Below are 26,585 nucleotides of genomic sequence, written 5' to 3'. Positions count from 1 at the left end.
CCGGGACCAAGTCAATTCGATGACACCGATCTCTTTCGTCGCATGCTTATTGGTGCAATGCACAATTCGAATTCTAGAGCCTTGATCCAGGATGTCAAGAATTTTTTTGTGCGACGCAACAAATCGTGATGAGAGCGATGAAATGCGTTGTTAAACAAAGCGTTAGGCGGATCTTCGGCGGGTTGTGCTGCTGGCCAATTTGATCGCATCCGTGGATTGTTCGCATTTGGGTTCCCCAGAATGATGTTGTATCGCAGCAAATTGTGAAAACCTACACAAGCGACCACTTCCCCTTGCAGTTGCCTCCCGGGCACCGGTTCCCGGCGTCAAAGTACGCGTTGCTGCGCGAGGCGGTGAAGGGCCTCCAGGGTCTGGAACTTCGGGATGCACCCCCAGCGACATGGCGCGATCTGCAATTGGTGCATGAGGCAAGTTATCTGTGGCGCGTGCGCGACGGTCACCTGAGCGCAGCGGAACAGCGGGAGATCGGCTTTCCCTGGTCGCTGGCTCTGGTGCAGCGTAGTTTGCACTCTGCCGGAGGGACTCTGGCTGCGGCGGTCGCTGCCCTGGACGAGGGCATCGCCATGAACCTTGCTGGAGGCACTCACCATGCTCACGCCGATCGGGGCCGTGGATTTTGCGTGTTCAATGACGTCGCGCTGGCCGTGCGTGTGCTTCAGCAAGAGCGCGGCGCACAGCGCTTACCGGTGGCGGTTGTCGATCTGGACGTCCACCAGGGCGACGGCACAGCAGCCATTTTGGGCAACGATCCGCACGTCTTCACGCTATCGGTCCACGCGGCTAAGAATTTTCCGTTTCGCAAGTGCAGGAGTCATCTGGATGTCGAGCTTGCTGATGAGGCGTCCGACGAGACCTATCTGCAAGCGCTGGAGGGTGCACTGCAGACGATGTTTCGGGCGTTTGACCCCGCACTCATCATTTTTCTCGCTGGCGCGGACCCGTATGCAGGCGATCGCCTGGGCCGGCTAGCCCTGAGCATGGAGGGCCTTGCGTTGCGCGACGCAACCGTGTTCGACGCCGCATGGCGTCGCCGCATTCCAGTCGCCGTGGCCATGGCGGGAGGCTACGCGCAGCCTATTGCCGATACCGTCGCCATCCAGAGCTGCACCGTGCAGCTCGCTTTGCAGGCCCATGCCCGTTGGAGCGCATGGCGCGAGCGCAGGCCCTAAACTCGGTCGCATGACACCTCCGACACGTCATTTGCTCTCCACTGATGCAGCAGCCGTAGACGCAGCCATCATCTCGCGGCGCTCGATCCGCCGCTTCCTGGACACGCCGGTGCCACGGGCCGTGATTGAAGACATCCTGCGCGTTGCCTCGCGCGCGCCTTCCGGTACGAACACGCAACCCTGGCAGGTGCACGTGCTCCTCGGTGCCGCGAAGGAACGTCTAAGCCACCGCATTGTCAGCGCGTATGACGATCCCGCACAGGCTGCGCAGCACAGCGAGGAATACGCCTATTACCCGCGGCAATGGGTTGCACCCTATATCGAGCGTCGGCGCAAGGTGGGCTGGGATCTGTATGGATTGCTGGGCATTCACAAGGGCGACAAGTTGGCCATGCACGCTCAGCATCGTCGGAATTATCTGTTTTTCGACGCGCCGGTGGGGTTGATGTTCACGATTGAGCGCATCATGGAACAGGGGAGTTGGCTGGACTATGGCATGTTTCTGCAAAACATCATGATTGCCGCTCGCGCCAGGGGGCTAGACACCTGCCCCCAGGCTGCCTTCACACAGTTCCACCGCATCATCGAACAGGAATTGTGTTTGTCCGAGCAGCAGCAAGTGGTGTGCGGCATGTCTCTCGGCCATGCTGACCCCGGGCCGTCGAGAATTCCCTGGTCTCCGAACGTGTTCCCGTAGCCGAGTTCGCGCGCTTTTACGAAACATGAGCGGTGCGGGCTGCGTTCGATGGGGCGGGCATCGCGGTGCCCGGCGCCGGGTGCTGGAATGGGGGAGGCGGCTGATCGAGAATGCACAAACGCAAAACCCAGCAGTGTGGCCTGCACGGAAGATGCCGTCAGCCGATTCGAGGGTGCGGCGCGACACCGAGCATCTTGTGACAAAAAACTGAGTGCATTGCGATGATCATCGAGTCCTTACTCGACACGGACCTTTACAAATTCACGATGATGCAGGTCGCCCTGCATCACTTCCCTGCCGCTCAGGTGGAGTACCGGTTTACCTGCCGCACGCCGGGTGTATTGCTCGCCCCGCATATTGAGGCCATCCGCGGCGAGATCGCTCATCTGTGCAGTCTGCGCTTTACCGAGGAAGAGCTGGACTATCTGCGAAGCTTGCGTTTCATCAAAAGCGACTTTATTGACTTTCTTGGCCTGTTCCACCTCAATGCGCGTGCTGTAAACGTGCAGCCCGCCGTTGATGCGACGGGGCGCCCGACGGGTGGCATCGATCTGCGTATCAGCGGTCCGTGGTTGCATACGATCCTTTTTGAGGTGCCCCTGTTGGCCATCATGGAAGAGGTGTATTACCGCGGCATGCAACCCGCGCCCGACCTCGCCGCAGGGCGCCAGCGCTTGAGCGACAAGATCAGTGCTCTGCAGGCGCCGGGTTTCGACGGTGTTCGCATCGCTGACTATGGCACCCGAAGGCGCTACTCGCGGATCTGGCACGAGGAAGTGCTGACCAGGCTTAAGGCGGGTCTCGGCGTTCAACTGGCTGGGACCAGTAATGTGATGTTCGCGATGCGCTTAGGACTTACGCCACTGGGCACAATGGCGCACGAGTACCTCCAGGCTTGCCAAGCCCTGGGTCCGCGTTTGCGCGATAGCCAGACGTTTGCTCTGGAAACCTGGGCCCATGAGTACCGCGGTGACCTTGGCATCGCTTTGTCGGATGCATACGGCTTGCAGGCCTTCCTGCGTGATTTCGATCTGTACTTTTGCAAACTTTTCGACGGCGCACGGCACGATTCGGGTGACCCCATCGCATGGGCCGAGGCCGTCATCGAGCACTATCGGAAACATCGGATCGATCCGCGGACCAAAACCTTGATCTTCAGCGATGCGTTGACGGTCGACAGGGTTGTGCAGCTGTACCGCCTGTTCCAGGACAGCGCCCAGCTTGCATTCGGCATCGGCACGAATCTCACGCACGATCTCGGGTACCCGGCTGCCCAGATGGTCATCAAGATGACGCGCTGCAATGGTCAACCCGTGGCCAAGATTAGCGACTCGCCAGGGAAGAATCAGGTGTTTGATCCGGCCTATGTCACTTATCTGCGCCAGGTGTTCCAGATTCCTCCTGAAACCATGCTGCCGGAGACAGAGCCCGAGGGCGGCTGAGCGCAACGGCACCTCTATCATCTTGCTCATGGCAACCTACCGGACCAGAGGGCGTTCTTCAATCGCGCGCGCAGAAGCCGGCGGTAGGCACGCCCGAGGAGCCAAGCGTCAGCTTGCAGCCGCGGAACCCCTTGGCGAGCGCACCGACGCCGCAATTCATCGTCCAGGCCAGTGCGGAGCCGTTCAGCCTCGGCATGGCACCGTTTCTTGATGGGATGGCCTGGCCTTCAACTCTCAACATGGCAACAATGACTGAAGAAGACTTTGGCGCACGCAGTGCTTCACTCAACCTTGGGGGCGGTACGCGTCCGCGGGTGCTTGTTGCGCGTGCTGTGTTTCCCGATATTTTGGAGAAGCTGCAGGCTGTCGCCGACGTTGAGTACACGCAGGACGACCGTATCGACCCGCCTGAGGTGCTGCGCGCGCGGCTGCGCGACAAGCATGGCGCATTCATCACCAATAGCGAGCGCATCGATGCGACGTTGCTTGACGCCTGTCCTGATCTTCGCGTGATCAGCACGATGACGGTCGGTGTCGATCACATCGACCTTGATGCCTGTGCAGTGCGCGGCGTGATTGTCACTCACGCGCCGGACGTGCTCACCGAAACGACAGCTGATTTCGGCTTCGCTTTATTGCTTGCGGCAGCGCGCCAAATCGGCGATGCGGAGCGCTATCTGCGCGCTGGAAAGTGGCACAAATGGAGTTATGACCTGTTCGCCGGTAGCGACGTTCATGGCACCACGCTGGGCATCGTTGGCATGGGTCGCATCGGTCAAGCAATTGCCCGCCGCGCCGCATTCGGCTTCGGGATGAAGGTGCTCTACCACAACCGCAAACCGCTTCCTTCGACAGTTGAGCACGAATGCCGCGCCGCCTACCGTGGTCTCGACGATCTGCTACACGAAAGCGATCACGTGCTGCTGGCATTACCCTACTCCCCCACAGCGCGTCACCTGATTGGCGAGCGTGAGATTGCGGCAATGCGGCAAGGGGCCACGCTGATCAACGTCGCCCGCGGAGGCGTGGTTGATGAAGAGGCTCTCGTGCGGGCTTTGCACCGTGGGCATTTGGGGGCAGTGGGCCTGGATGTCTTTGAAGGTGAGCCCCACGTCAATCCGGCGCTGCTGGCTGCGCCCCGCGTGGTGCTCACGCCGCATATCGCCAGTAGCAGTATCCCAACCCGGCGCGCGATGGTGAAGTTGGCGGTGGACAACTTGATCGCTGTGTTGCAAGGCAGGCCTCCTCTCACACCATTCAACGCCTGACGGGCACGCGCAATCCATGACAACCGAAGCGATATCGCTGCTTCTTTTTATCGTTGCCCTTCTTTTTGTCAACGTCGTTTTGGGCTGGGTGCTGGTCGTGCGGCAGCGCGCACAAGCCGAGGGGCGGCAGAACCTGGTCAAGGAACTTGCAACGCCGTTTGAACGCTTGGAGCGGGAGCTTCGCGGCGCGGTACAGTCGGCTACCCAAAGCCTGCGCACTGAGCAGGCTGCGCAACTCTCGCAGTTCCAGCAGATGCTGCTCAACCAGCAGGCCGAGAGCACCCGGACCCAAAACACCCAGCTCGATGCCGTGGCGCTGCAATTGCAGAGTCTGCAAAAATCCGTGGGTGACACTTTGGTGCAGCAGGTGGGTCACCTGACACAAACGAACACCCAAAGCCTGCAGTCTCTCCAGGCACAGCTCGTCGAGCGCCTGGACGCGTTGCGTCAGACGACGGACCAGCGTCTGGTCGAATCGCGTCAGAGCGCGGACCAAAAGCTGGATGAAGTGCGCGGCACGGTGGAGTTGCGTTTGCGCGACATGCAGGCCGACAACGAGAAAAAACTTGAACAAATGCGCTTGACCGTGGACGAAAAGCTCCATGCGACCCTGGAGCAGCGCCTCGGCGAGAGTTTCAAGCAGGTGGCCGAGCGGCTGGAGCTCGTGCATCGCGGCTTGGGTGAGATGCAGACCTTGGCGCAGGGCGTGGGCGATCTCAAGCGGGTGTTTTCGAACGTGAAGTCGCGCGGGGTGTTCGGGGAAATTCAGCTCGCCGGGCTGATTGAGCAGGTTTTCACCCCAGAGCAATACGGCGTGAACGTGGAAACTGTACCGGGAAGTGGCGCGCGTGTTGAGTACGCCATTCGCCTGCCCGGGAGGGGCGACGGACCGCTGTGGTTGCCCATTGACGCCAAGTTCCCGCGCGAGGATTACGAGAGGCTTCTTGATGCACAAGACCGCGCGGATAAACCTTCAGCGGATCTTGCAGCCAAAGCGCTGGAACTGCGCCTGCGTGAGGAAGCCAAGACGATTCATGCCAAGTACATCGCGGCGCCCCATACGAGCGACTTTGGCATTCTGTTCCTGCCGACCGAGGGTCTTTACGCGGAGGCGCTGCGACGCCCCGGACTGGTGGAGTCGCTGCAACGCGAGCACCGTGTGATGCTCGCGGGTCCCACCACCCTTCTGGCATTGCTCAACAGCCTTCACATGGGATTTCGTACCTTGGCGCTCGAGCAGCGATCGACGGAAGTATGGAAGGTCTTGGGGGCGGTGAAGACCGAATTCGCCAAGTTTGGCGACGTGCTGGCGAAGACGCGCAAGAAGCTGGACGAAGCAAGCAATACCATCGGTGCGGCTGAAACGCGCACGCGCGCCATGCACCGGCAACTCCGCAGCGTGGAGGCATTGCCAGCGGACGAGACGCAGTCTGTTCTCGGGTTGACCGATGCCGACTCCACGCTGACCGAAGACACGCTATAACCTGCATTGACATGAGCAGGTCCTCGAAGGACCTGCGCGCTGCACGAGCTAAGGAGCACGGCATGGAGCCGCAAAGCATCAGTCTGGATGTTCTCGCAGAAAAATATGCAAAGAGCGAGGAGCGTACTGCGACTGACATTCACGCACGCGTTGCTCGCGCATTGGCCGCAGTCGAGGCCAATCCTGCAGAGCGGGAGACGGAGTTCTTGCAGACGCTGCAGGCGGGTTTCGTCCCGGCTGGACGCATCATGTCAGCGGCCGGCACGGACATTCGGGCCACCTTGATCAACTGCTTCGTGCAGCCCGTGGGCGACTCCGTTTCGGACGACGTGGACGGCAAGCCTGGAATTTACAAGGCGCTGGCGCAAGCTGCAGAGACCATGCGTCGCGGCGGGGGCGTCGGCTATGACTTTAGCCGCATCCGCCCCGCTGGCAGCATGGTGGGGAGCACGCATTCGCACGCCAGCGGTCCGCTGTCGTTCATGCAGGTGTTCAACGCGTCATGCGAAACGGTGGAGTCGGCGGGCAGCCGGCGCGGGGCGCAAATGGGCGTCTTGCGCATCGATCACCCTGATGTTGAGGCCTTCGTTCACGCCAAGGACAAGGGGGATTTCAAGAATTTCAATCTCTCGGTGGGCGTGAGCGACGCATTCATGCAAGCGGTCGAGCGCGATCTGGTCTGGGAACTTGTGCACAAAGCGCGTCCAAGCGACGCCCAGATTGGCGCAGGCGCCCACCAGCGCCAAGACGGTCTTTGGGTGTATCGCAGCATCCCGGCGCGCACGTTGTGGGATCAGATCATGCGATCCACGTACGATCACGCCGAGCCGGGCATCCTGTTTCTCGATACGGCAAATCGCGAGAACAATCTGTACTACTGCGAAACGTTTGAGGCGACGAACCCGTGCGCCGAAGAGTTCCTGCCCGACTATGGATGCTGCTGCCTGGGTTCGCTGGATCTGACACGTTTTGTCCAGCAGCCATTTACTGCAAAGGCTCGCTTCGACTTCGTCGCCTTCGTGGCGGTGGCGCGAAGCGCGGTGCGCATGCTCGATAACGTGCTTGATGTGACCTACTGGCCATTGCCCGAGCAGCATGCGGAGGCGCGGAACAAGCGGCGCGTCGGTCTGGGCTTTCTGGGGCTGGGCGACGCCTGCATCATGCTTGGGCTGCGGTATGACGCCGAGCCGGCCCGTACCTTCGCTGCGGAAATGGGCCGCCATTTGCGCGATGCCGCGTATGCAGCATCGGTCGAACTCGCCCGGGAAAAGGGCGCTTTTCCGCTATTTGATGCGGAAAAATATCTCGCCAGTGCGTTCGTGAAGCGTCTGCCCGAATCCTTGCGCGAGGCGATCGCCAAAGGCGGCTTGCGCAATTCTCACCTCTTGGCCGTGGCACCCACTGGAACCATTAGCCTGGCCTTCGCTGACAACGCCAGCAACGGTATCGAGCCTGCGTTTTCCTGGGCCTACACGCGAAAAAAGCGGATGTCCGACAACACGTTGCGCGAATATGAAGTGGCTGACCACGCGTGGCGGTTATGGCGGGATTTGGGCGGCGACGTCAGCGCCTTGCCGCCGGCGTTTGTGACAGCCCTGGAGATGTCGGCGCAGGACCATATGCGAATGCTCTCTGCTGTGCAGCCGTTCATCGACACCAGCATTAGCAAGACGGTCAATGTTCCCGAAGATTATCCCTTTGGCAATTTCAAGGATCTCTACCTCGAGGCCTGGAAGGCAGGGCTCAAGGGTTTGGCCACGTACCGGCCGAACAGTGTGCTGGGTGCCGTGTTGCAGGCCACTCCTTCCGAAGCATCTTCGTCGCTGACCCCGCAGCCTGCGGATACCGATCCGCTCACCCGCCGAATCGAGGGCCGACCGGCGGGTGACTTGCAGGCGGTCACGGCGAAGGTCAGTTACATGACCGCAGAGGGCCGGAAGACTGTTTACCTGTCGATTTCGTTCGCGGAAGTCGAGGGCTTGGTGGATGGCAGGCCAGTTCGCATTGAGCGGCCAATCGAGTTTTTCATGCCTGCAGGCCAGCGCGACGAGGGGCAGCAGTGGATTGCCTCGAACATGCGGTTGCTGTCGCTGGTGGCGCGATCGGGCGGTTCGGTCGCGAAGTCGCTGCAGAACATGCGCGAGGTGGTGTGGGATAAGGGTCCGGTGCGCTGCGGGGAGGTCATCAAGGCGGATGGAAGTCGCGTTCCACGTTTCCACCAGTCGGAAGTGGCCGCGATCGCCTACGCACTGCAGGAAATGCTCAGACGCCGTGGTTTTTTGCGGGAGGACGGCCGTGAGCAACCGATCGCTGTCCTTGCTCAGCGATCCCCGGCGCCTGACGGTTTGCGCATTGACCTGGAGCACCCTGGGGCGGCGCCCGATCTGTTGGCCAGCGGGCGCATATGTCCAGACTGCGGCGGCCCGTTCTTGCGACGGGTCGATGGCTGCGATCGTTGCGATAACTGTGGGTACATCGGCAGTTGCGGCTAAATTCCAAGGCGCCAAGGTTTGGCGGGGTGAACCGTAGCCTCTGTGGATTCAGACGGACAAAACGGAATATCGCTCGTCGTTTTCAGGCCGCCCGTGTCTTGCAGAAGTGCCAGGACCTTGGCGGACCCGGCCAGACGAGATCTTCGGGAGCCGCCAAGGCGTTGATCGGCCGTCTTGGCGGCTCCCGATTCAGGCGCATTCAGGACAATGTGATTTCAAAGATATGATGAGATGCGTCATGGTTGGAGCATCCACAGGGGCTGCCATCCCATGATGCCTGGCCCCACGTGGATTCCGCTCGTTGCCGCCACCTGAAAGCCGATCTTGCCTTGCTGGTTTTGAGACGCCGTGCCATACACGATCGATGAACCGTTGCCATTTTGCGATATGGCCGGCGAATAGGCTGTACCCAGACCGATCACGGGGTTGCTCGTGATGACGTTGCCATTGAGGTCGTGGAATTTCTTCTGTGGAAATGTTCCAGTACCCAAATCAAAAAAATCGTACTTCGCGGTTGCTACACCGCAAGACGATGTCGGTGGGCTGACCGTCACCGGAACGATCAAAGTGCCCGCTTCAACCGCCGATTTGTCGGTGATTGTTCCGCCTGTATCGATCCAGTAAGGTGCCGCCGTCGAAAGCACACCCGGGTCCGTGCTGGTTGTCACCGTCCCACCATTCGAGAAGTAACCCGAGCCCGAAGTGCTCGACCACCACCATGGGGTCCAGCCCGTGGCGCTCGATGTCACGGCGCCGCCGGTGAACTTGAACACCGTCACCTGATGGTCGGTGGTTGCCCAAATGTAGATGCCACTCGACGTCTGGGCGTAGCCTTGGTAACGAATGGGCCCGGCCGCCGTTTCGTTCGGTACGGTTCCGACCAGGGTCGGGCCGGTCACACCACTTGCAGTTGTCCCCGTTGTCAAGTCGAAAGACCAAATGTTGCCCTGCGTGTCTCCGACGTAGAGTTTTCCGCCGAGGACGTCAACATAGGTCGTCGATGATGGAGTGAAACTGACTTTGACCTTGCTCGTCGATCCGTCATAAAGACGCATGAGGTTGAAGTAGGAGGTCGACCCTGACGTGGTGAAGTAGTAAGCGTAGGCAACCCCAGTACTGTCCCACCACGTTGCCGGTGCCTGGGGCGCGGATTGTGGCGGCGATGTGGCACCACTTTGGTTGTCGAACCAGACGTTCGAGACCGTCGGCGTACACGAGCTCGTCGACGAACTGCATCCAGTTAATTTCAAGTCATAGTGCAGCGCTCCGCTTTGTGCCGTACCCACGACATACGTTGCCCACTTTCCATTGGCATCGGCGCTGTCGACGGTGGTCAACCCGCCATTCATCGGCAAGGTCGATTGGAACGTCGTGTAGTTCTGGAGTTGGGGCAAGAGCACGGAAGGCATCCAAGCCCATTGCAACGTGCCCGCGCTGGTCGTGGACCCGGTCGACACCGCATACAGAAACCCATCATTGGCCGTAAACAAGACGAGTGGGGCGCGGCTTGTGTTCGCTTGGGCAAACGTCCGATAGGCGCCGTTTGTAATGAAGTAGGGATTGTTGGGCTGGCTCAAAATAAGTGGCTTGTCCGCCTGTGATGTGACCGTGCCTAGGAAGCTTCCGCTCGCTCGTCCAGCCAAATATTGGCCGCTGTTATAGGACGGGTCGATGGTGTAGTTGATGATGGTCTGTGCGTTCGGGCTTGTCGGGCTTCCGAACATCGGGGCGGACGCTTGCGTCAAGGGAATCGTGGTCGAGCCGGTTCCCTGATCGGTCAGAAGCGCCGCTGTACGCTGCTGGCCTGTCATTTGAAGTGTCCAGACTGGCTGGGTTGACACGTTTCCGCTGGCGTCTGTAGAAAAGGCGTCGAAGATGCCCTGCTCGTTGCCGTACACGTTGTTGGACGCCAAAACGTAGGCGAGAGAGCCGTTTTGCACATAGCCCGGAACCGCGGGTGCAGAAGCGATGACGTTGCCGTAAATCGTCGCAGCGATCGTGCTCAATGCTGACGTGAATGCGGGGACGTTATTGGCCGGGTACTCATGCGCCGTGCCGCCTGCGATGGCCATCGCGTTGAGCGCGTAGGACGCAGCAGGGTTGGCTGACGCATCCACCCCGGCACCGAGGCCGACAACGTAGGTCTTGATGCCTTTTTGGGCAAGGCTCTGGATGGCTGTGATGGTGTCGATCAATGCCTGATCGTTGGTGTTGGCGACGTCGAGCGCGCCCACAGTACCTCCGGTATTGCCCAAATCATTGTTGATCCCATAGGCGGCCTTTCCGGCCACGCCATAGAACGCCGCATTGACCCCGTACCCCTGCCCTGCGGCGCTACCCAGCGGTGGCCAGTTATTGCCGGCGGTGTCCATCGTCGGCAAACCGTCGGTCACGAGAATGACGTATTGCCCCGCACAAGAGGCGGTCAGGCCATTGAGAGCACTGCCGGCGCCTTGCACCAGGCCGGCCAGCGGTGACTGGTAAGCGAGGGACTTGATTTCTGTCGACGATGAGTTGTTCGTCTCGGGTTGCATCGCTGCAACGAAGGGACTTAGCGCTGAATTAACCGATGAAGAAGATGGATTGCTGCCGAGATTTGTCATCGACACAACCATATTGCCTGCGTTGGGACTCAAACTCTGCACGTAATAACCAAACCCTCGCTGGGCATACATCACTTGTGAAGAATAGGGAACATAGCCGGCGTTGGTTGGGTTGGTGCCAAAAGGGCCATTGTCGGGCGAAGTCGACTTATACGAGACGTAAATATTCCCAGACTCATAATCGCTCAGGCTAAAATTTGGCGGATATGGGGAGGAGGGATTGGGCCCGTTAAAGGATACGAAAATACCTGACAAGGAGCCGGAGTACAAGACGTCATTGATGTTGGGATCGTCGCTCGAAGCGCTGATTTGCATGTACGTGCTACCGGACAGTGTGGTCGAGCCGTACAGCCCCGCGATCGATGCGCAGTAACTCTGGACCGAGGACGAGGCATTAGGATAGTTATAGCAAGGGTTGACAACCCAGCGCGTCGGCGCAGGACTAGCTTGCGGATAGGAGGGGGATGCGACAAAGCTCTGATACGCCGCATAACTCGTGAACCCATTGGTCGGCACGGTGCTGGCGAATTGGAATCCACCGCTGGGAGACATGTAATAGACCCATGTCGTATCAAGATTTTTATCCGAAGTGCTGTAATCTTCCAGGGCAAAGTCCATGCTTGGGAGGTATTGCTGCAACACGGAGGTGACGCCGGCCTTGGCTACATTCAAACGGCTGGCGCCATTATCAAAAAACGTGCCATTTTGGCTTACGGTATAGGGTGCTGATGCGGTTTGTGTTGGCGTCAGTGGTGGCGTGAAGCCGGAAGGCACCGTGTAGTTCACCGGCGAACTGCTGTTGGCGAGGCTACTCAAACCTGATGAAAGTTGACCCGAGCCGGTCATGATCGCCCCGCTTAGGTCACCATCCATGGATTGGGAATTCCCTAGGGCGATCACGATTTGGGGCCGGGGAGCAGTGGCCGCACTGCTCTGGGGTATGGCCCAAGGGGTCATGTTCAATGCAAGGGAGGTCGTAAGCAAAACTCCCCAACGAAATAGTTTTTTCATGTCTTTGTTCTCCGGCAATGGGTTCCCAAGATGGCGCTGATGGTTGGCTTCAAGCGCTCTTGCCTTCATCCTTGCCTGACGCAGGCGCGGTAGACCGCCTGCGTCGTCGATGATCCTGCAGCGGGGTTGTTCGTCGCCGTGGCTTGCACCCATACGTTGTAGAAAACAGCCACATAACCTTGGGTGTTGCACAGCGTCGGGTCGATGACGCCGGTCGCCGGAGTTCGACAGTTACGGTCGTAAGTACGCGATATCGTTAGGGTGAGCGTTGAAACGTGCCCCTACAGGAGTGCGAGTTGGTCGTCGATGGCGGGTTTCGGGAGCTTGAGTCCTTGGAGGATGGCGTGGTCGGCGTCGCTGAGCGAGGACGTGCCGTCGCGGCGCTCGCCGCCGAGGTGGACCTGGTGGTATTGGATGCGCCGCAGTTGCTCGAGTGCACGTTCGGGCGACAGCTTGGAGCCGGCGTCCTTGAGGCGCATGCGCATGACGCGGTACAGCACCAGAGCGATGAAGCAGATCAGCGCATGGGCACGGATGCGGTCGGGCAAGCGGTGGAACACCGGGGCGATCTCGATCTCGGATTTGAGAATCTTGAAGCCGCGCTCGATGTCGGCCAGGCTCTTGTAGCGTCGCAGAACCTCAAGCGCCGACAACTCTGGCACATTGGTCACCAACAACAGCTTGCCGTCGTTGAGTTCTGCACGCGCCAGCGCCTTGTCGTCGATGACGTAGGTGAACAGATCCGATTGCAGGTCGACCTTGATGATCGAGCCCAGATGCGCCTCGGAGACCGCGCGGTACAGCCAGGCCTTAGCACCGGAGTCGCTCAGGCGCCGGCCTCTGAAGGCGGTGCCGCCTTCTTGCGCATCAAGCTTGCCAGCACGCCGCTGGGCTTCCTGCGTGAGTTCTTCGATATGCTGGCGGCGCGCTGCGGTTTGTTCCAGGGCGCGGCGCGGATCGTGGGCCCAGACCAGGCGCATGTCCTGCCAGCGGGTCTCGCCGAGGACCTCGCGGGTGGCTGCCGCGCAGCGCTGCGCGTGGATCGGCTCCAGAATCTCCGAGAATTCGGCATAACGCCGCCCCGGCACGGCCAGGATGAACTCCAGTGGCTGCTCGGTGCCGCCCACGCGTTGCCCGCGCAGCCACTCCAGATTGTCCAGGCTGAGCAGACCGCGATCGGCCACCAGCACCACGCGCTTGACCGGGTACAGCGCCAGAACCTCTTGAACCACGGTGCTGAGCGTCGGTGCCTCGGCCGTGTTCCCTTCCCAGACCCGATGCGTCAGCGGCAGTCCCTCGGCCGTCTGCACCACTCCGAGCATGAACTGGCGGCGAATGCCGCCGTCCTTGGATATGCCGAACTGGCGTAGGTCGCCGGCCAGCTCGGTCTCGCCCTCCACGCCGATGGTGGTCATGTCGTAGAACACCACCGACAGGTCCTGGTCGATCAGCGGGCGCAGCAACCCGGCCAGCGCCGCCTGCACGCGGTCCTGGTGTTCGACCAGCGCGTCCATCGCCCGCAGCAGTTGCTGGTGCGTCACTTCCTTGGGCGCAAAGCGCGGCAGCGCCACCGTCTGCAGCCAGCGCAGCACCCCGAGCTTGGATGTCGGATCGCACAGGCGGTTGAGCACCATCAGGCGCACCAGCCCCTCGACGTCGATGCGGCTGCGCGTGCGACCAAAAACCCGGCGCAGCTCGCCGAATCCCAATTCGTCCCACAGCTCGGTCAGCGCCCATACGTCGCCCAGGGCGCGGCTGGACTCGAACCGCACGTCGGCCACGGTCGCCACCGCGCCGGCCTCCGGCGGCATGTCGCCGCGAAGTCGCTGCAGGCCGCGGATCACGCTCTCAAGCTGGCTGCCAGCTTGGTCGGCGCGCCCCAGGGTGGCCACCGTGCGTTTCTTCACCCGCCCGCTCTCATCCCGGTAGGACTCCACGAGCTGGACATAGCGGCGACCGCCGGAGGTGGTGATCTTGATAAACATGCCGCCACAATACACCAACCCATCTGCAAATGGCAACAGCCTCACAATGTGGAAAAACGTGCCACCACACGTACTTTTCCAAAAACGATGCTAACCCTTTGTTCCGTCAAGGCCGGGGTCGGCGTTTTCAGCCAATTTTTGACTCAAACTGTCGAACTCCGGCGGTCGGAGTCACTAGTTGCAGAACCTGGAATTGCGTCCTGCCCGTGCCGTTGGGCAGCGTCACCGTCGTCGCATTGCAAAGCTTTTGAGATTGGCAGGTCGACCAGAAGCTGGCCGAACTCGGCACCACGTAATATGGCGAGTTCGGCTGCTGGCTTTGGGCGTTGCCGATATACCAAGGCGGTGGGGTAGGCTGATATTCCAGCAGGCTATTCTGACCAATCGACTGCGCGATGTTGGCGCGCAATGTCGCCATCGCCGCATTCGCCGCATCCCGCGCCTGGGCTCGCCATAGATAGGAGCCCGAGAATGTGTCGTTTTGAAGCGTCCGGCCAAAAATCGCCAGCAAGGCGACGGGCAAAATGATGAGGAACAGCGCGATGACGATCAAGAGCGCCGCTCCGCGCTGACGACGCGCCTTTATGATTGGTTCCATGCCACGTTACGCAGGTAAACGGTCTGTGAGAAAACCTGATATTGATAAAGATTTCCGGAAGCCGGTGTGAATGTTTCGTCCAGCACGGCAAGCGTGGCGGGGTTGTTCGTACGCGATGCGGTGTTGGGCTTGCGCACGACATAGGCAAACTGCACGGCGCCAACTTGTCCCTGCTGGTTGCTCGAAACAATCGACGACCAAGGTACAAATCCCTGAAGTTGTCCGTTGACGACGGGTGCGAACAGCGCATGCAACAAAACCACGTTTTTGGCAATGGGCGCGTCGCTGACGATTTGGCCGGTGGCGTTGACGACGGTTCGCCAGAGGTCAGGGGTCGTGGCGGAATTCGGATCAGGCCGCACGCTGTAGGTGACCAGAATAGGTCCCGTGGCGCCCTGGCTTTGGCCAAAATTCTGGACATAGGCTTGAGCAAGATCAGCCGTGGTAAGTGCTGGACTGATTGGGGGATTGGCGAGACTCGACACGCCAGTGAAGCCGTTTGGAGGGTTGATGGGACTCTTTCCTGAGTTGTGGACGATGTTGTTCGCCGCTCCTCCAGTGCCGGTGACCTGGAAGCGGATGCACAGGTTGCGCGCTGGCAGCACCACGATGTCCACGTCGCCGACATTGAACGCTGACGTATTCGCGACAAAGAGTGCAGCGTTTACCAGGGTTCCGTTGGTGGCTTTGACGACGCGCACGCCGCCGGGCATGGCTTGATTGGCCAGTCCAAAACCGGAGGCGTAAAAGATCGAGATCGCATCCGTCGCGGCACCACCGGGGGCGGCGTAGTTGAACGCGGTCGACGGCGTTCCCGGGACCAAGCCTGCCGTTGTTTCAACAGTGGCGGAGAGAGGCCACTGATTGGTCATCTGCGTGGTATTGAGATTACTGTTGTAGGTCAGGAGCCGGGCGCACCGGCTTTGCCCCGAAGGGCCGTTCATCATGAATCCGGCTCGCGCAATGTCGTCAGACAGCAGCGTCATGCTTACACGCGCGTTGGTCTGCAGCTGTGCGGTGTCACTACCACGTATGCCGTTGGATTCGAGGCTCGTGAATGAAATGAAAATAAGCAGACCGAGCAATGTTGCGAGGGCCAAACCAACCAGAAGTTCGATCAGGGTGAAACCTTGGAGGCGTCGCATCTCAAAATCCGTCCTGCAGAATGAATGTGTGCTGGATGCTCCCGCCAAAGGCCGATTTGACCGCGATAACCGCGGTGATCTGGCACGGTGCTGTGGAATTGCAGGTCGTCGGGTTGGTCGTCAGTCCCACACTGCTCAAATCCGGGTATGCCTGGGTCTGCGCAGTCCACCATGTCTGAATGACTTGCGGAGCTGTCGATGCACTCGCGCCGCTTGAGCCGAGTTGGATGCCGTTGAGGCTTCCCAGATCGGCCGGGTCACCCTCGATCGTGGCAATGAGGCTTTGCGCCGTAGTCGTCGCCGAGAATGTGCGCAAGGCCTGCGCATTGGCTATGTAGGCATTGTTGATGAGAAGCACGAGGGCGCTTGCCGCGACCAAAAAAACGAGCATGGCGACCAGCACTTCAAGAAGTGTGAGGCCGCGTTGCCTGCATGCTGCCCAGGGTTCTTTCTTGGTCGCGTGCGCCATGGTCACGAGGGGCGGAGGATGGTTCATAAAACGCTCGTCGAGATGACGCCTCCAGGCGAAACGGAGATCTGCCATGTGCTGCCGCCACCGGCGACGGCGGAACTGATGGTGCCTGTCGGCGCGTTACAAGACAGACCCTGCGTGCCTTGCGAACACAGGGCGACGGACCCATCCCCGAGGAAGAAGAGCACTTGCCCCATAGGCTGGCAAGCGACGCCTGAAGGGATGCTGCTCGGCCCGGCGAGAAGCTGAACCCCTTGCGGTGTTGCGACCGAATAGCTGCACCCATTCGGTGTGTACGTGACAAGAGTCGACGTGTTCAGGGCGTACTGCCTGGCGAACTGCAGGGCATCGGCCATCTTGGTGGCGACGGACTTGGCGTTGGCCGACGCAACCTGCGGCTGAAGATTGGGAAGTGCAATCGCTAACAAAATGGCGGCAATTGCAATGACGACGAGGAGCTCAATCAGGGTGAAACCCCTCTTTCTCACGGTCTTAGTCATGCGCTCGAGATGATGAATGTGCACAGGAAACCTCTTCCCTTGGATGTTGGGTGTTAATGCATCTTGGAGCAAGGACCGTCCGATGAAAGGTAGGAATCGGCCGACAAACGTTATGCTTCGGCGTCAAATTTCGACAACAGGGCACGTGGGGGAGACATCGCGGCATCCTCGTCGTGCTCCGGGAGGACTCGTGAATCCCTGGCGATGAGTTTGAGGAGTTGTCTGGGCATTCGGCGCGGTCTGTCCCAGGGGCGATCAGCTCTCAGATCGCGGGGACGCTTTCAGCCGGGAGTGTGTGCGCATAGCTGTGGAACGTGGGATCTCCTGCAACGGCCTCACGCGGTTGCGCAGCCAAGCAGGCCGAACGATCAGGCTATATTGGGTGGGGCCGCGTCAGGCCCGTCAGTACATTGCCCGTGGACGGCGAGACGACAACGAGATACGGCACGCCCCATCTCAGGGGAGACTTTTCACTCGCCAAGTTTGGCCGCCGTTGTGGCCTGCAGGCCACAACGGCAATCTCCAAGGAGGCGGGAGCCTCTTCTATATCGGCGCGGTACTAAGACGGGGCAGGTCAGTTCACCTACCCGTCGCGACCTTGGCAATGCTGGGCCGCACGGCATTGCAACAGGGCATCAAACGCGGCCCTTGTATTCCCCGGTGCGCGTGTCGATTTCAATCTTGTCCCCGATGGCCACGAAAATGGGAACGGGAATTTCGGCGCCGGTCGAAATCTTGGCGGGCTTGAGGACCTTGCCAGACGTGTCCCCCTTCACCGCCGGTTCCGTGTAGATGACCTCGCGCACGACGCTGTTCGGCATTTCAACGGAAATGGCCTTTCCGTCATAGAAGACGACCTCGACCTGCATGCCGTCTTCCAAATAGTCGAGCGCATCGCCCAGGTTGTCCTTCTCCACTTCGTACTGGTTGTACTCCGTGTCCATGAAGACATACATCGGGTCGGCGAAGTAGGAGTAGCTGCATTCTTTGCGGTCGAGCACGATCGGATCCAGCTTGTCATCGGCTTTGTAGACCACCTCAGTACCGCCACTCGTCAGCAGGTTCTTGAGTTTCATTTTCACGGTGGCGGCATTGCGGCCTCCCCGGCTGTATTCGGTCTTCTGCACCACCATGGGGTCCTTGCCCACCATGATGACATTGCCGGCGCGGATTTCTTGAGCGAGTTTCATAAATCGGGTGAAAAGGTGTCTGTTGGAAAGTCAACACGCCATTTTAGCCGGGGCTGGAGGCAACTGCCGACCGTGGTTGGTCCAACTGCGGCTAAAGACGCCTACAGGAGCGGCGCGGGGCTGCTTTGCTCGACGCGCCCGGCGGCAATCAGCTGATGAGCGAGATCAGGCTGGGCGGCCAGGTGGTTGCACCAGCGATGGGCGTGGCGCCGCAGTTGAGGTAGGGCGGCGATGAATTCGGACCATGCGCTTTCGAGGTCGAGCCCTTTGTTCCACGCCGTCCATAACGGGGTCACGGTGTCGCGGACCTCGGGGGGGCATCCTTCAGGTAAAGATCCATAAAGGCGCCAAGCTTCTTGTCATGCGCATCATCGTGCTGGGGGTAGATGTGCCAAACCATGGGTCGCGCCGCCCATTGCGCACGTACAAACGAATCCTCCCCGCGGACGATGCAGATGTCGGCAGCCCAAAGGAGTTCGTCGAAACGCTCCTGCGGCACGTAGGGCAGCGAGCACAGGGTGAGGCTTCCGCGCACTGTGGTCTGCCCCATGAGCAGTTCCATGTGAAGCCAGTCGTTGACCGCACTCAGAATCGGACCAGGGCAGATCCACAGCATTGTCGGCCGATCGTCTGCGGCGAGGCTCTGGAGCCACGACTCCAGCCGGTCGCGCGCATAGCTGAACAGCAATACGGTGAGGGCATGCTCCGGTGGAGGTGGGAGGTTCAATGACCGCAAGGCGATGCGTCGCGCTGCGGGCATGGCCTGCCAGGCGTCGCGCCGGGTCAGCAAATCAGCCTCCCGGATGAGGCCACCCGTGGCGGGTGTAAAGCCGGGGAAAAAAAACAGCTTGCTGATGCCACCGGGTTGTGGTGAGGGTCTGAGATGACTGCCTTCAACCCACTGCTCCGCGCTGAGATGCTCCAAATTGATCCAGCGTACCCTGCCAGGGCCGCGTTGCTGGGCGCGCTCGACGTAGGGTGGGGCAAGCCTGCAGCCGAACAGTTCAACGACCACGTCGCCAGGTTCGAGTTGGAGCTGTCTGCTCCAGGAGAAGACTTGCACGCCGTCTACGCTTTGCTGCGCAAGCCGCGGGTTGATCTGAGGGCAGATGAGGCGGTACGTGTTCAAATCATCGACGAACAGCCGCACGTTGCGGCCGTGCTCATGCGCGAGTTGGCGCGCAAGGCGCCAGCCCACGCCGATGTCGCCGAAGTTGTCCACGACATGACAGAACAGATCCCAGGTTTCCCGATGATTCATCAGCAAGGTGGCGCAAGCGCCGCAGTTTCGGATGGTTTGGTGTACGACGCGCATTGTCGCCGTTGCGCACGCTTGGCAGATTATCGCGACGCTGTGCGTGCGCGCCACCCCTCTTATGCGTGTCTGCCCGTTCCCTCATTTGGCCCGATTTCTGCTCCCTTGCTGATCGTGGGCCTTGCTCCGGGTTTGCATGGAGCCAACGCCAGTAACCGGCCGTTCACGGGCGATGGCGCCGGGCCGCTGCTGTACGGAACGCTCACGGAGCTGGGTCTGGCGCGGCGCAATCCGCCGGTGGCGGTAACGGACGAGCCGCATAGCATCACCGCAGAGGATGGGTTGGAACTGGTGGGCTGCCGCATCTGTAACAGCGTGAAGTGTCTTCCGCCGGACAACAAGCCGCTGCCGGTTGAGGTGCGTACATGTAACGTGTTTGCGCGTGCGGAGCTTGCAGCCATGCCGCATTTGCGGGTCATCGTGGCTCTTGGCACGGTCGGGCACGGTGCGGTCCTGATGGCCTTGGGTCACAAACCTTCGGCCGCCCGCTTTAGCCATGGGGCCCGACACGAACTGGACGGTCTGATTCTTTACGATAGCTACCATTGCAGCCGCTACAACCAGAACACGGGACGCTTGACGGCGCCCATGTTTCGCTCCGTATTTGCGCAGGCGGCGGCTGAGGCGGGTGCAGGTTTGGGTTTCGGGCGCTAGGGTGGGCCGCATGGCTGCGACAGACGATTCCAACCGCGCATCTCCGGTTACAAAGCGTGAGCCTTCGGCTGACACGGCCGTGCCGCAGGATTCGCTGCAGCGCGCTTCAGCCGACGCTGCAGCCCTGGCTCGCCAAGTCGCCGCATTGCCGCATCTGCCCGGTGTGTACCGATACTTCTCGGTTGACGGCACACTGCTCTATGTGGGCAAGGCACGGGATTTGAAAAAGCGGGTGTCCACGTATTTCCAAAGGGAGCACGGTGGCAGCCGGATCGGGCATATGGTTTCGCGCATCGCAAGGATGGAAACCACGGTGACGGGTTCCGAAGCAGAGGCGTTGCTGCTGGAAAACAACCTGATCAAGACCCAGCACCCGCGATTCAACATCCTGTTTCGCGATGACAAGTCCTATCCATACCTGAAGCTGACGACCGGGCATGCCTTTCCACGCATGGGCTACTTTCGCGGCGCGGTGGATCGCAGGCACAGCTATTTTGGGCCTTATCCCAGCGCCTGGGCTGTGAAAGAGAGCATTGCCATTTTGCAAAAGATTTTCCTGCTGCGGACCTGCGAGGACACGGTATTTGCGAACCGAAGCCGACCGTGCCTGTTGCATCAGATCCACCGCTGCTCGGCGCCCTGCGTCGGGCGCATTTCGCAGCAGGACTACGCCGCGGACGTGAGTGCCGCCGAGCGTTTTTTGCGCGGCGAGCACGATGGGGTATTACGCGATCTGCAGGCACGCATGCATGAACTGGCCTTGCAATTGCGGTTCGAAGAGGCCGCGGCTGTACGCAACCAAATCAGTGCCCTGTCGCGCGTTCTGCACCAGCAGAGCATGGAGGTCGACAGCGACCAGGATGTGGACATTTTGGCCGTGGGCGTGCGAGGGGGTCACGTTTGCGTGAATCTGGCGATGGTGCGTGGCGGTCGGCACCTGGGCGACCGAGCCTATTTCCCCAGCCATGCGAAGGGGCTTCAGGCCTTGCACGAGCCCGATATCCTGCAAGCCGTGGGCGATCCAATCGGAGAAACCGTCCTCAACGCCTTCATTGCCCAGCACTACTTGGACTTGCCGTTGCCGGCCGTGGTGATCAGCAGCCTGCCGATTGACCCTGAAATCATTTCCGCTTTGCAGGAGCACAGCGGTCGGCATTGCCAGCTGATCACGGCGCCACGGGGAACGCGCCGGCGCTGGTTGGATATGGCGGAGCAGGGCGCGCAGCTGGCGCTGGCTCGGTTGCTGGCCGAGAAGGGCGCCCAGCACGAGCGTACCCGCGCGCTGGCCGAGGTGCTGGGGCTGGACACGCAGAACCTGGAGGCGATACGTGTCGAGTGCTTCGACATCAGCCACACCGCGGGCGAAGCGGCGCAGGGGTCATGTGTCGTGTTTGAGCACCATGCCATGCAGCCGTCGCAGTATCGGCGTTTCAGGGTCGACGGCATCACGCCCGGTGACGACTATGCCGCCATGCGCCAGGTCCTCGCACGTCGCTATGTCCGGCTCGCCGAGGATGCGGATGCCCGCCTTCCCGACCTCGTGTTGATTGACGGGGGGCGTGGCCAGGTGTCGGCAGCGCGCGACGTGTTTGAGGAACTGGGCCTGGATATCTCGCGCTTGGTGGGCGTGGAGAAAGGGGAGGGGCGAAAGGTCGGGCTTGAAGAACTTGTGTTTGCCGATGGCCGTTCGAAGGTGGCGCTGCCACCGGACAGTCCAGCGCTCTTGTTGGTGGCGCAAATACGCGACGAGGCCCACCGCTTTGCCATCACCGGCATGCGCGCCCAGCGGGCCAAGGCGCGCACTGGGGGCTCGAAGCTTGAGGACATTCCCGGCATTGGACCGAAGCGTCGCGCGCGGCTGCTTGCGCGCTTTGGCGGAGTGCGAGGCGTTGGCTTGGCGAGTGTTGAGGACATGATGACGGTGGACGGCATTTCACGCGAACTGGCGCAGACGATCTATGCGGCCTTGCACTGAACCGGCAGCGTTGCCCGAGTGAGTGAAATAATGCGCTCCACCATGACAGTGCCGACATTTCTGACTTGGCTGCGGGTGGCGGCTATTCCCCTCATCATTGGTGTGTATGCCCTGCCCGAGCCTTGGCTATCGATGCCCGCAAAGAACCTGGTCGCCACGGTGCTGTTTGTCCTAAGCGCCATCACGGACTGGTTCGATGGCTTCCTCGCGCGGCGTTGGCAACAAACCTCGGCCTTCGGCGCTTTTCTCGATCCCGTGGCTGACAAGCTGATGGTCTCCGCCGCGCTGCTGGTGCTTCTGGAGCTGTCGCGCATTGGTGCGCTGGTGGCTCTCATTATCATTGGCCGCGAGATCGCCATTTCTGCTCTGCGCGAGTGGATGGCACGCATCGGGCGCTCGCGCGCGGTGGCGGTGAACTGGTTGGGCAAGGTCAAGACGGCCACCCAGATGGTGGCCATTCCTTTTCTCTTGTATGACGGGCGCCTGTTCGGCTTCCTGTCCACGTCCGCGTGGGGCACTTGGCTGCTCGACATTGCGGCCGTGCTAACGCTTTGGTCGATGATGTATTACTTCAAACTGGCGCTGACTGGCATCAAGCTATCGGAATGAACTGGTGAAAGAAGCGACTCCTATGACAAACACTCCGTCGCAACGCGCTTTGCGTATTGCTGCGATTCCTGGCGATGGCATCGGCCGCGAGGTCGTGCCAGAGGGTTTGCGCACGCTGGAAGCGGCAGCTCGCCGTTTCGAGATTGCGCTTGATATACGGCACTTCGATTTCGCGTCCTGTGACTATTACCTGCGCCACGGCCGTATGCTTCCGGAGGATTGGAAGGAGCGATTGGCCGGTTTCGATGCCATCTTCTTCGGAGCCGTTGGGTGGCCCGCAAAGGTGCCCGACCATGTCTCGCTTTGGGGTTCACTGCTGCAGTTCCGCCGCGAGTTTGATCAGTACGTGAACCTGCGTCCGGCGCGCCTCATGCGTGGTCTGCGCTCGCCACTCGCGGGCATGCAGCCTGGCGACATCGATTTGCTCATCGTGCGTGAGAACACGGAGGGCGAATACTCCAACGCTGGCGGGCGCATGTTTGCCGGTACCGAGCGCGAATTGGCGCTTCAGGAAACGGTGATGACACGCACTGGCGTGGATCGCGTGTTGCACTTTGCATACGCGCAGGCCGCGCGTCGGCCGCGGCGATTGCTCACCTCCGCCACGAAATCGAACGGTATTTCCATCACGATGCCATTCTGGGATGAACGCGTGCGCGCGGTGGCGCAAGCGCATGCCGACGTGCGCTGGAATCAGTTCCACATTGACGCGCTGTGCGCGCGTCTCGTGCAGCGTCCGCAGGACTTTGACGTGATCGTCGGGAGCAATTTGTTCGGTGACATCTTGAGCGACTTGGCGCCCGCGCTGTGTGGCACGCTGGGCATCGCGCCCTCTGCGAATCTGGACCCAGAGCGTCGTTACCCGTCACTGTTCGAACCCGTGCATGGGTCGGCCCCGGACATTGCCGGACGCGGGATCGCCAACCCGATCGGACAAATTTGGAGCGCTGCGCTGATGCTGGATTTTTTGGGCCACACGCAGGCGCATGACGTCATCATTGATGCCATTGAGCACGTGCTTGATCCCGCAAGCGGCGCTCCGCGCACGCCCGATCTCGGCGGCGTATGCTCGACGCAGGAAATGGGGGTGGCAATTGAGCAAGTCATCCGTACAGCGGCTGGCAAGGCTAATCGCGATTGACAGGGCAGGGGTGGGTCGTTCTAATGCGACTGCTGATGCCCGTAAAATCGCGGCTGTCGTCGGATGACGAAGCCGCAGCGAGTATTTCAAAAGGCGCATTTGCACAACCATTTGCACCAGGAGCAATTCCGTGCCGCATCGTGCCTCGGGCACATCGGCGTTTTTTGTTGTTGAACCATCCTCTCGAGGGGGCTAGAGTGAATAAAACAGAACTTATCGAGCACATTGCCAAGAAGTCAGAAATCTCCAAGGCCGCTGCAGCCCGCGCCCTGGACTCGATGATCGAAGGTGTGAAGGTCACCCTGAAGAAGGGCGGTACCGTCACCCTCATCGGTTTTGGCACGTTTGCAGCAACCAAGCGCCCAGCGCGCACGGGGCGCAATCCCCGTACTGGTGCAGCGATCAAGATCAAAGCGGCCAAGGTGCCCAAATTCCGTCCGGGCAAGGGGCTGAAGGACGCTCTGAATTAAGTTTGAAAGCGCGCGGCTTTGCACGCAGATTTGCGGGTGCTTAGCTCAGTTGGTAGAGCGGCGCCCTTACAAGGCGTAGGTCGGGGGTTCGAGCCCCTCAGCACCCACCAGTTGCAAGCTGCGGCGCCGAGCGTCGGCGGCAATTAAGGCGAACGACGGTTCGCCTTTTGTTTTTTGGCAGATATCCTCCCATTGCACTTCGCGATGTGAACGCATCCAGCGAGCCTCTCCATGTTTGATTTCGTCCGCAAGCACACCAAGCTGCTGCAACTCATCCTCTTTTTGCTGATTTTCCCGTCGTTCGTGCTCTTCGGTATCCAGGGCTATGACCGCTTTAGCGGCAGCGGCAACGTGGCGGCAAAGGTGGATGGCATCCCGATCAGCATGCAGGAGCTTGACGCTGCCCAACGCAGTGAAGTGGCACGCATGCAGCAAGCGCTCGGCGCGTCTGCTGATATCAAGTCGCTCGATACGCCCGAGGCCAAGATGCGTACCCTCGACGGCATGATTCGGCAGCTGGTGTTGCAAGTGGCTGTGCGCAAGCAGCATCTGGCCGTGAGCGACAGTGACGTGCAGCAGGCGATCCTGCAAATTCCGCAGATCGCCGCCCTGCGCAAACGCGACGGCAGCTTTGACTTGGACGCGTATCGCAAACTGATTGAAGCGCAAGGCATGAGTACCGGGCAGTTCGAGGCGCAGGTACGTGAGCAACTGTTGTTGCAACAGGCGCTGGGCGGCATTGGCGAGTCGGTCATCGAAAGCAAGGCCATCGCGGGGCAGCTTTATGCCTGGCAGAATCAGAGGAGACAGGTGAGAGTCGCGCTTTACCAGGCAAGTGACTACGCGTCGCAAGTGCAGCCCACCGCTGCCGAGGTGGAGGCCTTCTACAAGGCGCATCTGCAATCGTTTCAAGTGCCCCAGCAGGCAACCGTTCAGTACGTTGTATTGGACCCAACTGCTGTGCGGAAGTCTGTCACGGTCACGCCGGAGGAGGTCAAGGCGTATTACGAGAAGCACATCGGACAGTTCAATTCACCCGAGCAGCGCAAGGCGAGCCATATTCTGATCGCGTTGCCGCCGAACCCAACGCCTGCTCAGGAGCAAGCGGCCAAGGCGCAGGCCGACAAGATTCTGGCGCAATTGCATAGCGATCCGGCGCAGTTCGCTGCCATTGCCAAGCGCGATTCGCAAGATCCCGGCTCAGCGCCGGATGGTGGAAACCTCGGCTACTTCACGCGCGATGGCATGGTTAAGCCTTTTGCCGACGCAGTGTTCGCGATGCACAAAGTGGGCGAGATTGTGGGGCCGGTCAAGTCCCAGTACGGATATCACATTATTGAGCTCACCGGCATCAAGCCAGCCGAGCAAAAGACGCTTGCGCAGGTTCAGGGCGAGATTAAGAGCCAGTTGGAGGACCAAGCGGCTCAGGCGCGCTTTGCCGACGTGGCCGATCAATTCAAAAACATGGTTTACGAAGACAGCCGCAGCTTTGCCGATGTTGCCGACAAATTGCACCTCGAGGTGCGCACGGCACAAGGTGTCACTCCGACACCAAACCCCGGGGATGCGAAGACTGACCCACTTGCCAATGCAAAGTTTCTGCAGGCGTTGTTCAGTGAGAACAGCGTGCGAGACAAGCGCAACATCCCTGCCGTGGATATCGGGTCCAACACCCTGGTGTCAGGCCGTATCGTGAGTTATCAGCCCGCCACCACGCTTGGGTTTTCTCAGGCGCAGTCCAAAGCACGCGACTTGCTCGTTCGGGTGCAGTCAGCGAATCTCGCAACCAAAGCCGGCGAGGAAGCCTTGATCGCTGCCAAGCAAGGCAAGGCACAGCCGCCATGGGGTGCACCCCTCGAAATTTCGCAGGATCGACCATCCAAGGATGCAGCCGTGCCCCCACCCGTGGTAGCTGCTGCTTTTCAATTGTCGCCGGCCACGCTTCCTGCGCTGACGGGAGTCGTCCTTCCGGGTCAGGGCTATGCAATCGTTTCGATCGACAGCGTCAGCAATTCAACGCCGGATGCGGAGCAATTGCGGGCCCAGCAGGGTACGATGAGTCAAATTCTCTCGCGAGCGGTGACCGAGGCCTATATCGACAGCCTCAAAAAGCGCTATGGAGTTGAGGTGCTTTACAAAATTCCCGCACGCGCGACCGGTTGAGCGGTTCGGCTGGCATGATGTGGCTCGCCGAGCCGCATATAATGTCCAGTTCTGTGGTGGCTGTAGCTCAGTTGGTAGAGTCCAGGATTGTGATTCCTGTCGTCGTGGGTTCGAGTCCCATCAGCCACCCCAAAGAACATTAGCAGTACGCGCAAGGCCTTGATTTCTCACGGAATCAAGGC

Annotated in this window: 19 protein-coding genes, 2 tRNA genes and 2 pseudogenes; 14 read left to right on the top strand and 9 right to left on the bottom strand. The window is 60.3% G+C overall.

The features are described from left to right. Positions 1-263: 263 nt before the first annotated feature. The 3 genes and pseudogenes from CD04_RS0113845 (at position 264) to pncB (ending at position 3,329) form a co-directional block, all read left to right on the top strand. Positions 264-1,190: a histone deacetylase gene (locus CD04_RS0113845; protein WP_031407739.1), complete on the top strand. Its 927-nt coding sequence runs from the start codon at positions 264-266 to the stop codon at positions 1,188-1,190. Positions 1,191-1,200: 10 nt separating this feature from the next. Beyond that, positions 1,201-1,916: pseudogene (locus CD04_RS22020) on the top strand (nitroreductase). A 192-nt stretch (positions 1,917-2,108) separates the two neighbouring features. Then, complete coding sequence (gene pncB, locus CD04_RS0113835) at positions 2,109-3,329, top strand: nicotinate phosphoribosyltransferase (RefSeq protein ID WP_031407738.1); 1,221 nt, start codon at positions 2,109-2,111, stop codon at positions 3,327-3,329. A 58-nt stretch (positions 3,330-3,387) separates the two neighbouring features. Here pncB and CD04_RS23855 read toward each other — a convergent pair whose 3' ends face one another. Beyond that, positions 3,388-3,525, bottom strand: a complete 138-nt coding sequence (locus tag CD04_RS23855; protein WP_156030299.1) for a hypothetical protein — start codon at positions 3,523-3,525, stop codon at positions 3,388-3,390. Positions 3,526-3,577: 52 nt separating this feature from the next. On the opposite strand from CD04_RS23855, the gene CD04_RS0113830 reads away from it, so the two are divergent. From CD04_RS0113830 to CD04_RS0113820, 3 genes are read left to right on the top strand one after another with little or no spacing between them, the layout of a single operon-like run. After that, a complete protein-coding gene (locus CD04_RS0113830; protein ID WP_051849489.1) occupies positions 3,578-4,597 on the top strand; it encodes a D-glycerate dehydrogenase in 1,020 nt (339 codons plus the stop codon). A gap of 16 nt (positions 4,598-4,613) precedes the next feature. Beyond that, complete coding sequence (gene rmuC, locus CD04_RS0113825) at positions 4,614-6,080, top strand: DNA recombination protein RmuC (RefSeq protein WP_031407734.1); 1,467 nt, start codon at positions 4,614-4,616, stop codon at positions 6,078-6,080. An 11-nt stretch (positions 6,081-6,091) separates the two neighbouring features. Next, a complete protein-coding gene (locus tag CD04_RS0113820; protein ID WP_031407732.1) occupies positions 6,092-8,572 on the top strand; it encodes an adenosylcobalamin-dependent ribonucleoside-diphosphate reductase in 2,481 nt (826 codons plus the stop codon). Positions 8,573-8,808: 236 nt separating this feature from the next. Here CD04_RS0113820 and CD04_RS0113815 read toward each other — a convergent pair whose 3' ends face one another. The 8 genes and pseudogenes from CD04_RS0113815 to earP form a co-directional block, all read right to left on the bottom strand. Continuing rightward, positions 8,809-12,186 carry a PilC/PilY family type IV pilus protein gene (locus tag CD04_RS0113815; protein ID WP_197033133.1) on the bottom strand — a complete coding sequence of 1,126 codons (3,378 nt, stop codon included), beginning with the start codon at positions 12,184-12,186 and terminating at the stop codon, positions 8,809-8,811. A gap of 281 nt (positions 12,187-12,467) precedes the next feature. Then, positions 12,468-14,171: an IS1634 family transposase gene (locus CD04_RS0113810; protein ID WP_031404237.1), complete on the bottom strand. Its 1,704-nt coding sequence runs from the start codon at positions 14,169-14,171 to the stop codon at positions 12,468-12,470. 127 nt (positions 14,172-14,298) lie between these two features. Next, complete coding sequence (locus CD04_RS0113805; RefSeq protein ID WP_156030297.1) at positions 14,299-14,724, bottom strand: hypothetical protein; 426 nt, start codon at positions 14,722-14,724, stop codon at positions 14,299-14,301. Between the two features lie 29 nt (positions 14,725-14,753). Continuing rightward, positions 14,754-15,914 carry a PilW family protein gene (locus tag CD04_RS0113800; RefSeq protein ID WP_031407724.1) on the bottom strand — a complete coding sequence of 387 codons (1,161 nt, stop codon included), beginning with the start codon at positions 15,912-15,914 and terminating at the stop codon, positions 14,754-14,756. A gap of 1 nt (position 15,915) precedes the next feature. Then, on the bottom strand, positions 15,916-16,410 hold the full coding sequence (locus tag CD04_RS0113795) for a prepilin-type N-terminal cleavage/methylation domain-containing protein (protein WP_031407722.1): 495 nt from the start codon (positions 16,408-16,410) through the stop codon (positions 15,916-15,918). Then, complete coding sequence (locus tag CD04_RS22730; RefSeq protein ID WP_051849300.1) at positions 16,407-16,886, bottom strand: Tfp pilus assembly protein FimT/FimU; 480 nt, start codon at positions 16,884-16,886, stop codon at positions 16,407-16,409. The genes CD04_RS0113795 and CD04_RS22730 overlap by 4 nt, the downstream gene beginning before the upstream one ends. Before the next feature lie 635 nt (positions 16,887-17,521). Continuing rightward, a complete protein-coding gene (efp, locus tag CD04_RS0113785) occupies positions 17,522-18,076 on the bottom strand; it encodes an elongation factor P (protein WP_031407719.1) in 555 nt (184 codons plus the stop codon). A gap of 101 nt (positions 18,077-18,177) precedes the next feature. Next, positions 18,178-19,337: pseudogene (gene earP / locus CD04_RS22010) on the bottom strand (elongation factor P maturation arginine rhamnosyltransferase EarP). Here earP and CD04_RS0113775 point away from each other — a divergent pair. The 8 genes from CD04_RS0113775 (at position 19,329) to CD04_RS0113740 (ending at position 26,535) form a co-directional block, all read left to right on the top strand. Then, on the top strand, positions 19,329-20,045 hold the full coding sequence (locus CD04_RS0113775) for a uracil-DNA glycosylase (RefSeq protein WP_051849488.1): 717 nt from the start codon (positions 19,329-19,331) through the stop codon (positions 20,043-20,045). The pseudogene earP and the gene CD04_RS0113775 overlap by 9 nt on opposite strands. A gap of 10 nt (positions 20,046-20,055) precedes the next feature. Continuing rightward, positions 20,056-22,020 (top strand): excinuclease ABC subunit UvrC, encoded by a 1,965-nt coding sequence (gene uvrC, locus CD04_RS0113770; RefSeq protein ID WP_081858022.1) that lies wholly within the window; start codon positions 20,056-20,058, stop codon positions 22,018-22,020. Between the two features lie 42 nt (positions 22,021-22,062). Continuing rightward, positions 22,063-22,629: a CDP-diacylglycerol--glycerol-3-phosphate 3-phosphatidyltransferase gene (gene pgsA, locus CD04_RS0113765; protein ID WP_038168636.1), complete on the top strand. Its 567-nt coding sequence runs from the start codon at positions 22,063-22,065 to the stop codon at positions 22,627-22,629. A gap of 22 nt (positions 22,630-22,651) precedes the next feature. Further along, positions 22,652-23,770 carry a tartrate dehydrogenase gene (locus tag CD04_RS0113760; protein ID WP_031407711.1) on the top strand — a complete coding sequence of 373 codons (1,119 nt, stop codon included), beginning with the start codon at positions 22,652-22,654 and terminating at the stop codon, positions 23,768-23,770. Positions 23,771-23,967: 197 nt separating this feature from the next. Then, positions 23,968-24,240, top strand: coding sequence for an HU family DNA-binding protein (locus CD04_RS0113755; RefSeq protein ID WP_031407709.1), 273 nt, complete (start codon positions 23,968-23,970; stop codon positions 24,238-24,240). A 34-nt stretch (positions 24,241-24,274) separates the two neighbouring features. After that, positions 24,275-24,350: transfer RNA gene (locus CD04_RS0113750), tRNA-Val, on the top strand. Positions 24,351-24,471: 121 nt separating this feature from the next. Further along, entirely contained in the window at positions 24,472-26,403 is a 1,932-nt protein-coding gene (locus tag CD04_RS0113745; protein WP_031407707.1) for a SurA N-terminal domain-containing protein, read from the top strand. 56 nt (positions 26,404-26,459) lie between these two features. Further along, positions 26,460-26,535, top strand: a tRNA-His gene (locus CD04_RS0113740). Positions 26,536-26,585 lie beyond the last annotated feature (50 nt).

Source organism: Thiomonas sp. FB-Cd (assembly GCF_000733775.1).
In the GTDB taxonomy this organism is placed as follows: Bacteria; Pseudomonadota; Gammaproteobacteria; order Burkholderiales; family Burkholderiaceae_C; genus Thiomonas_A.
The sequence above is the reverse complement of the archived record's forward strand: the minus strand, read 5'-3'. Positions and strand labels throughout refer to the sequence as shown.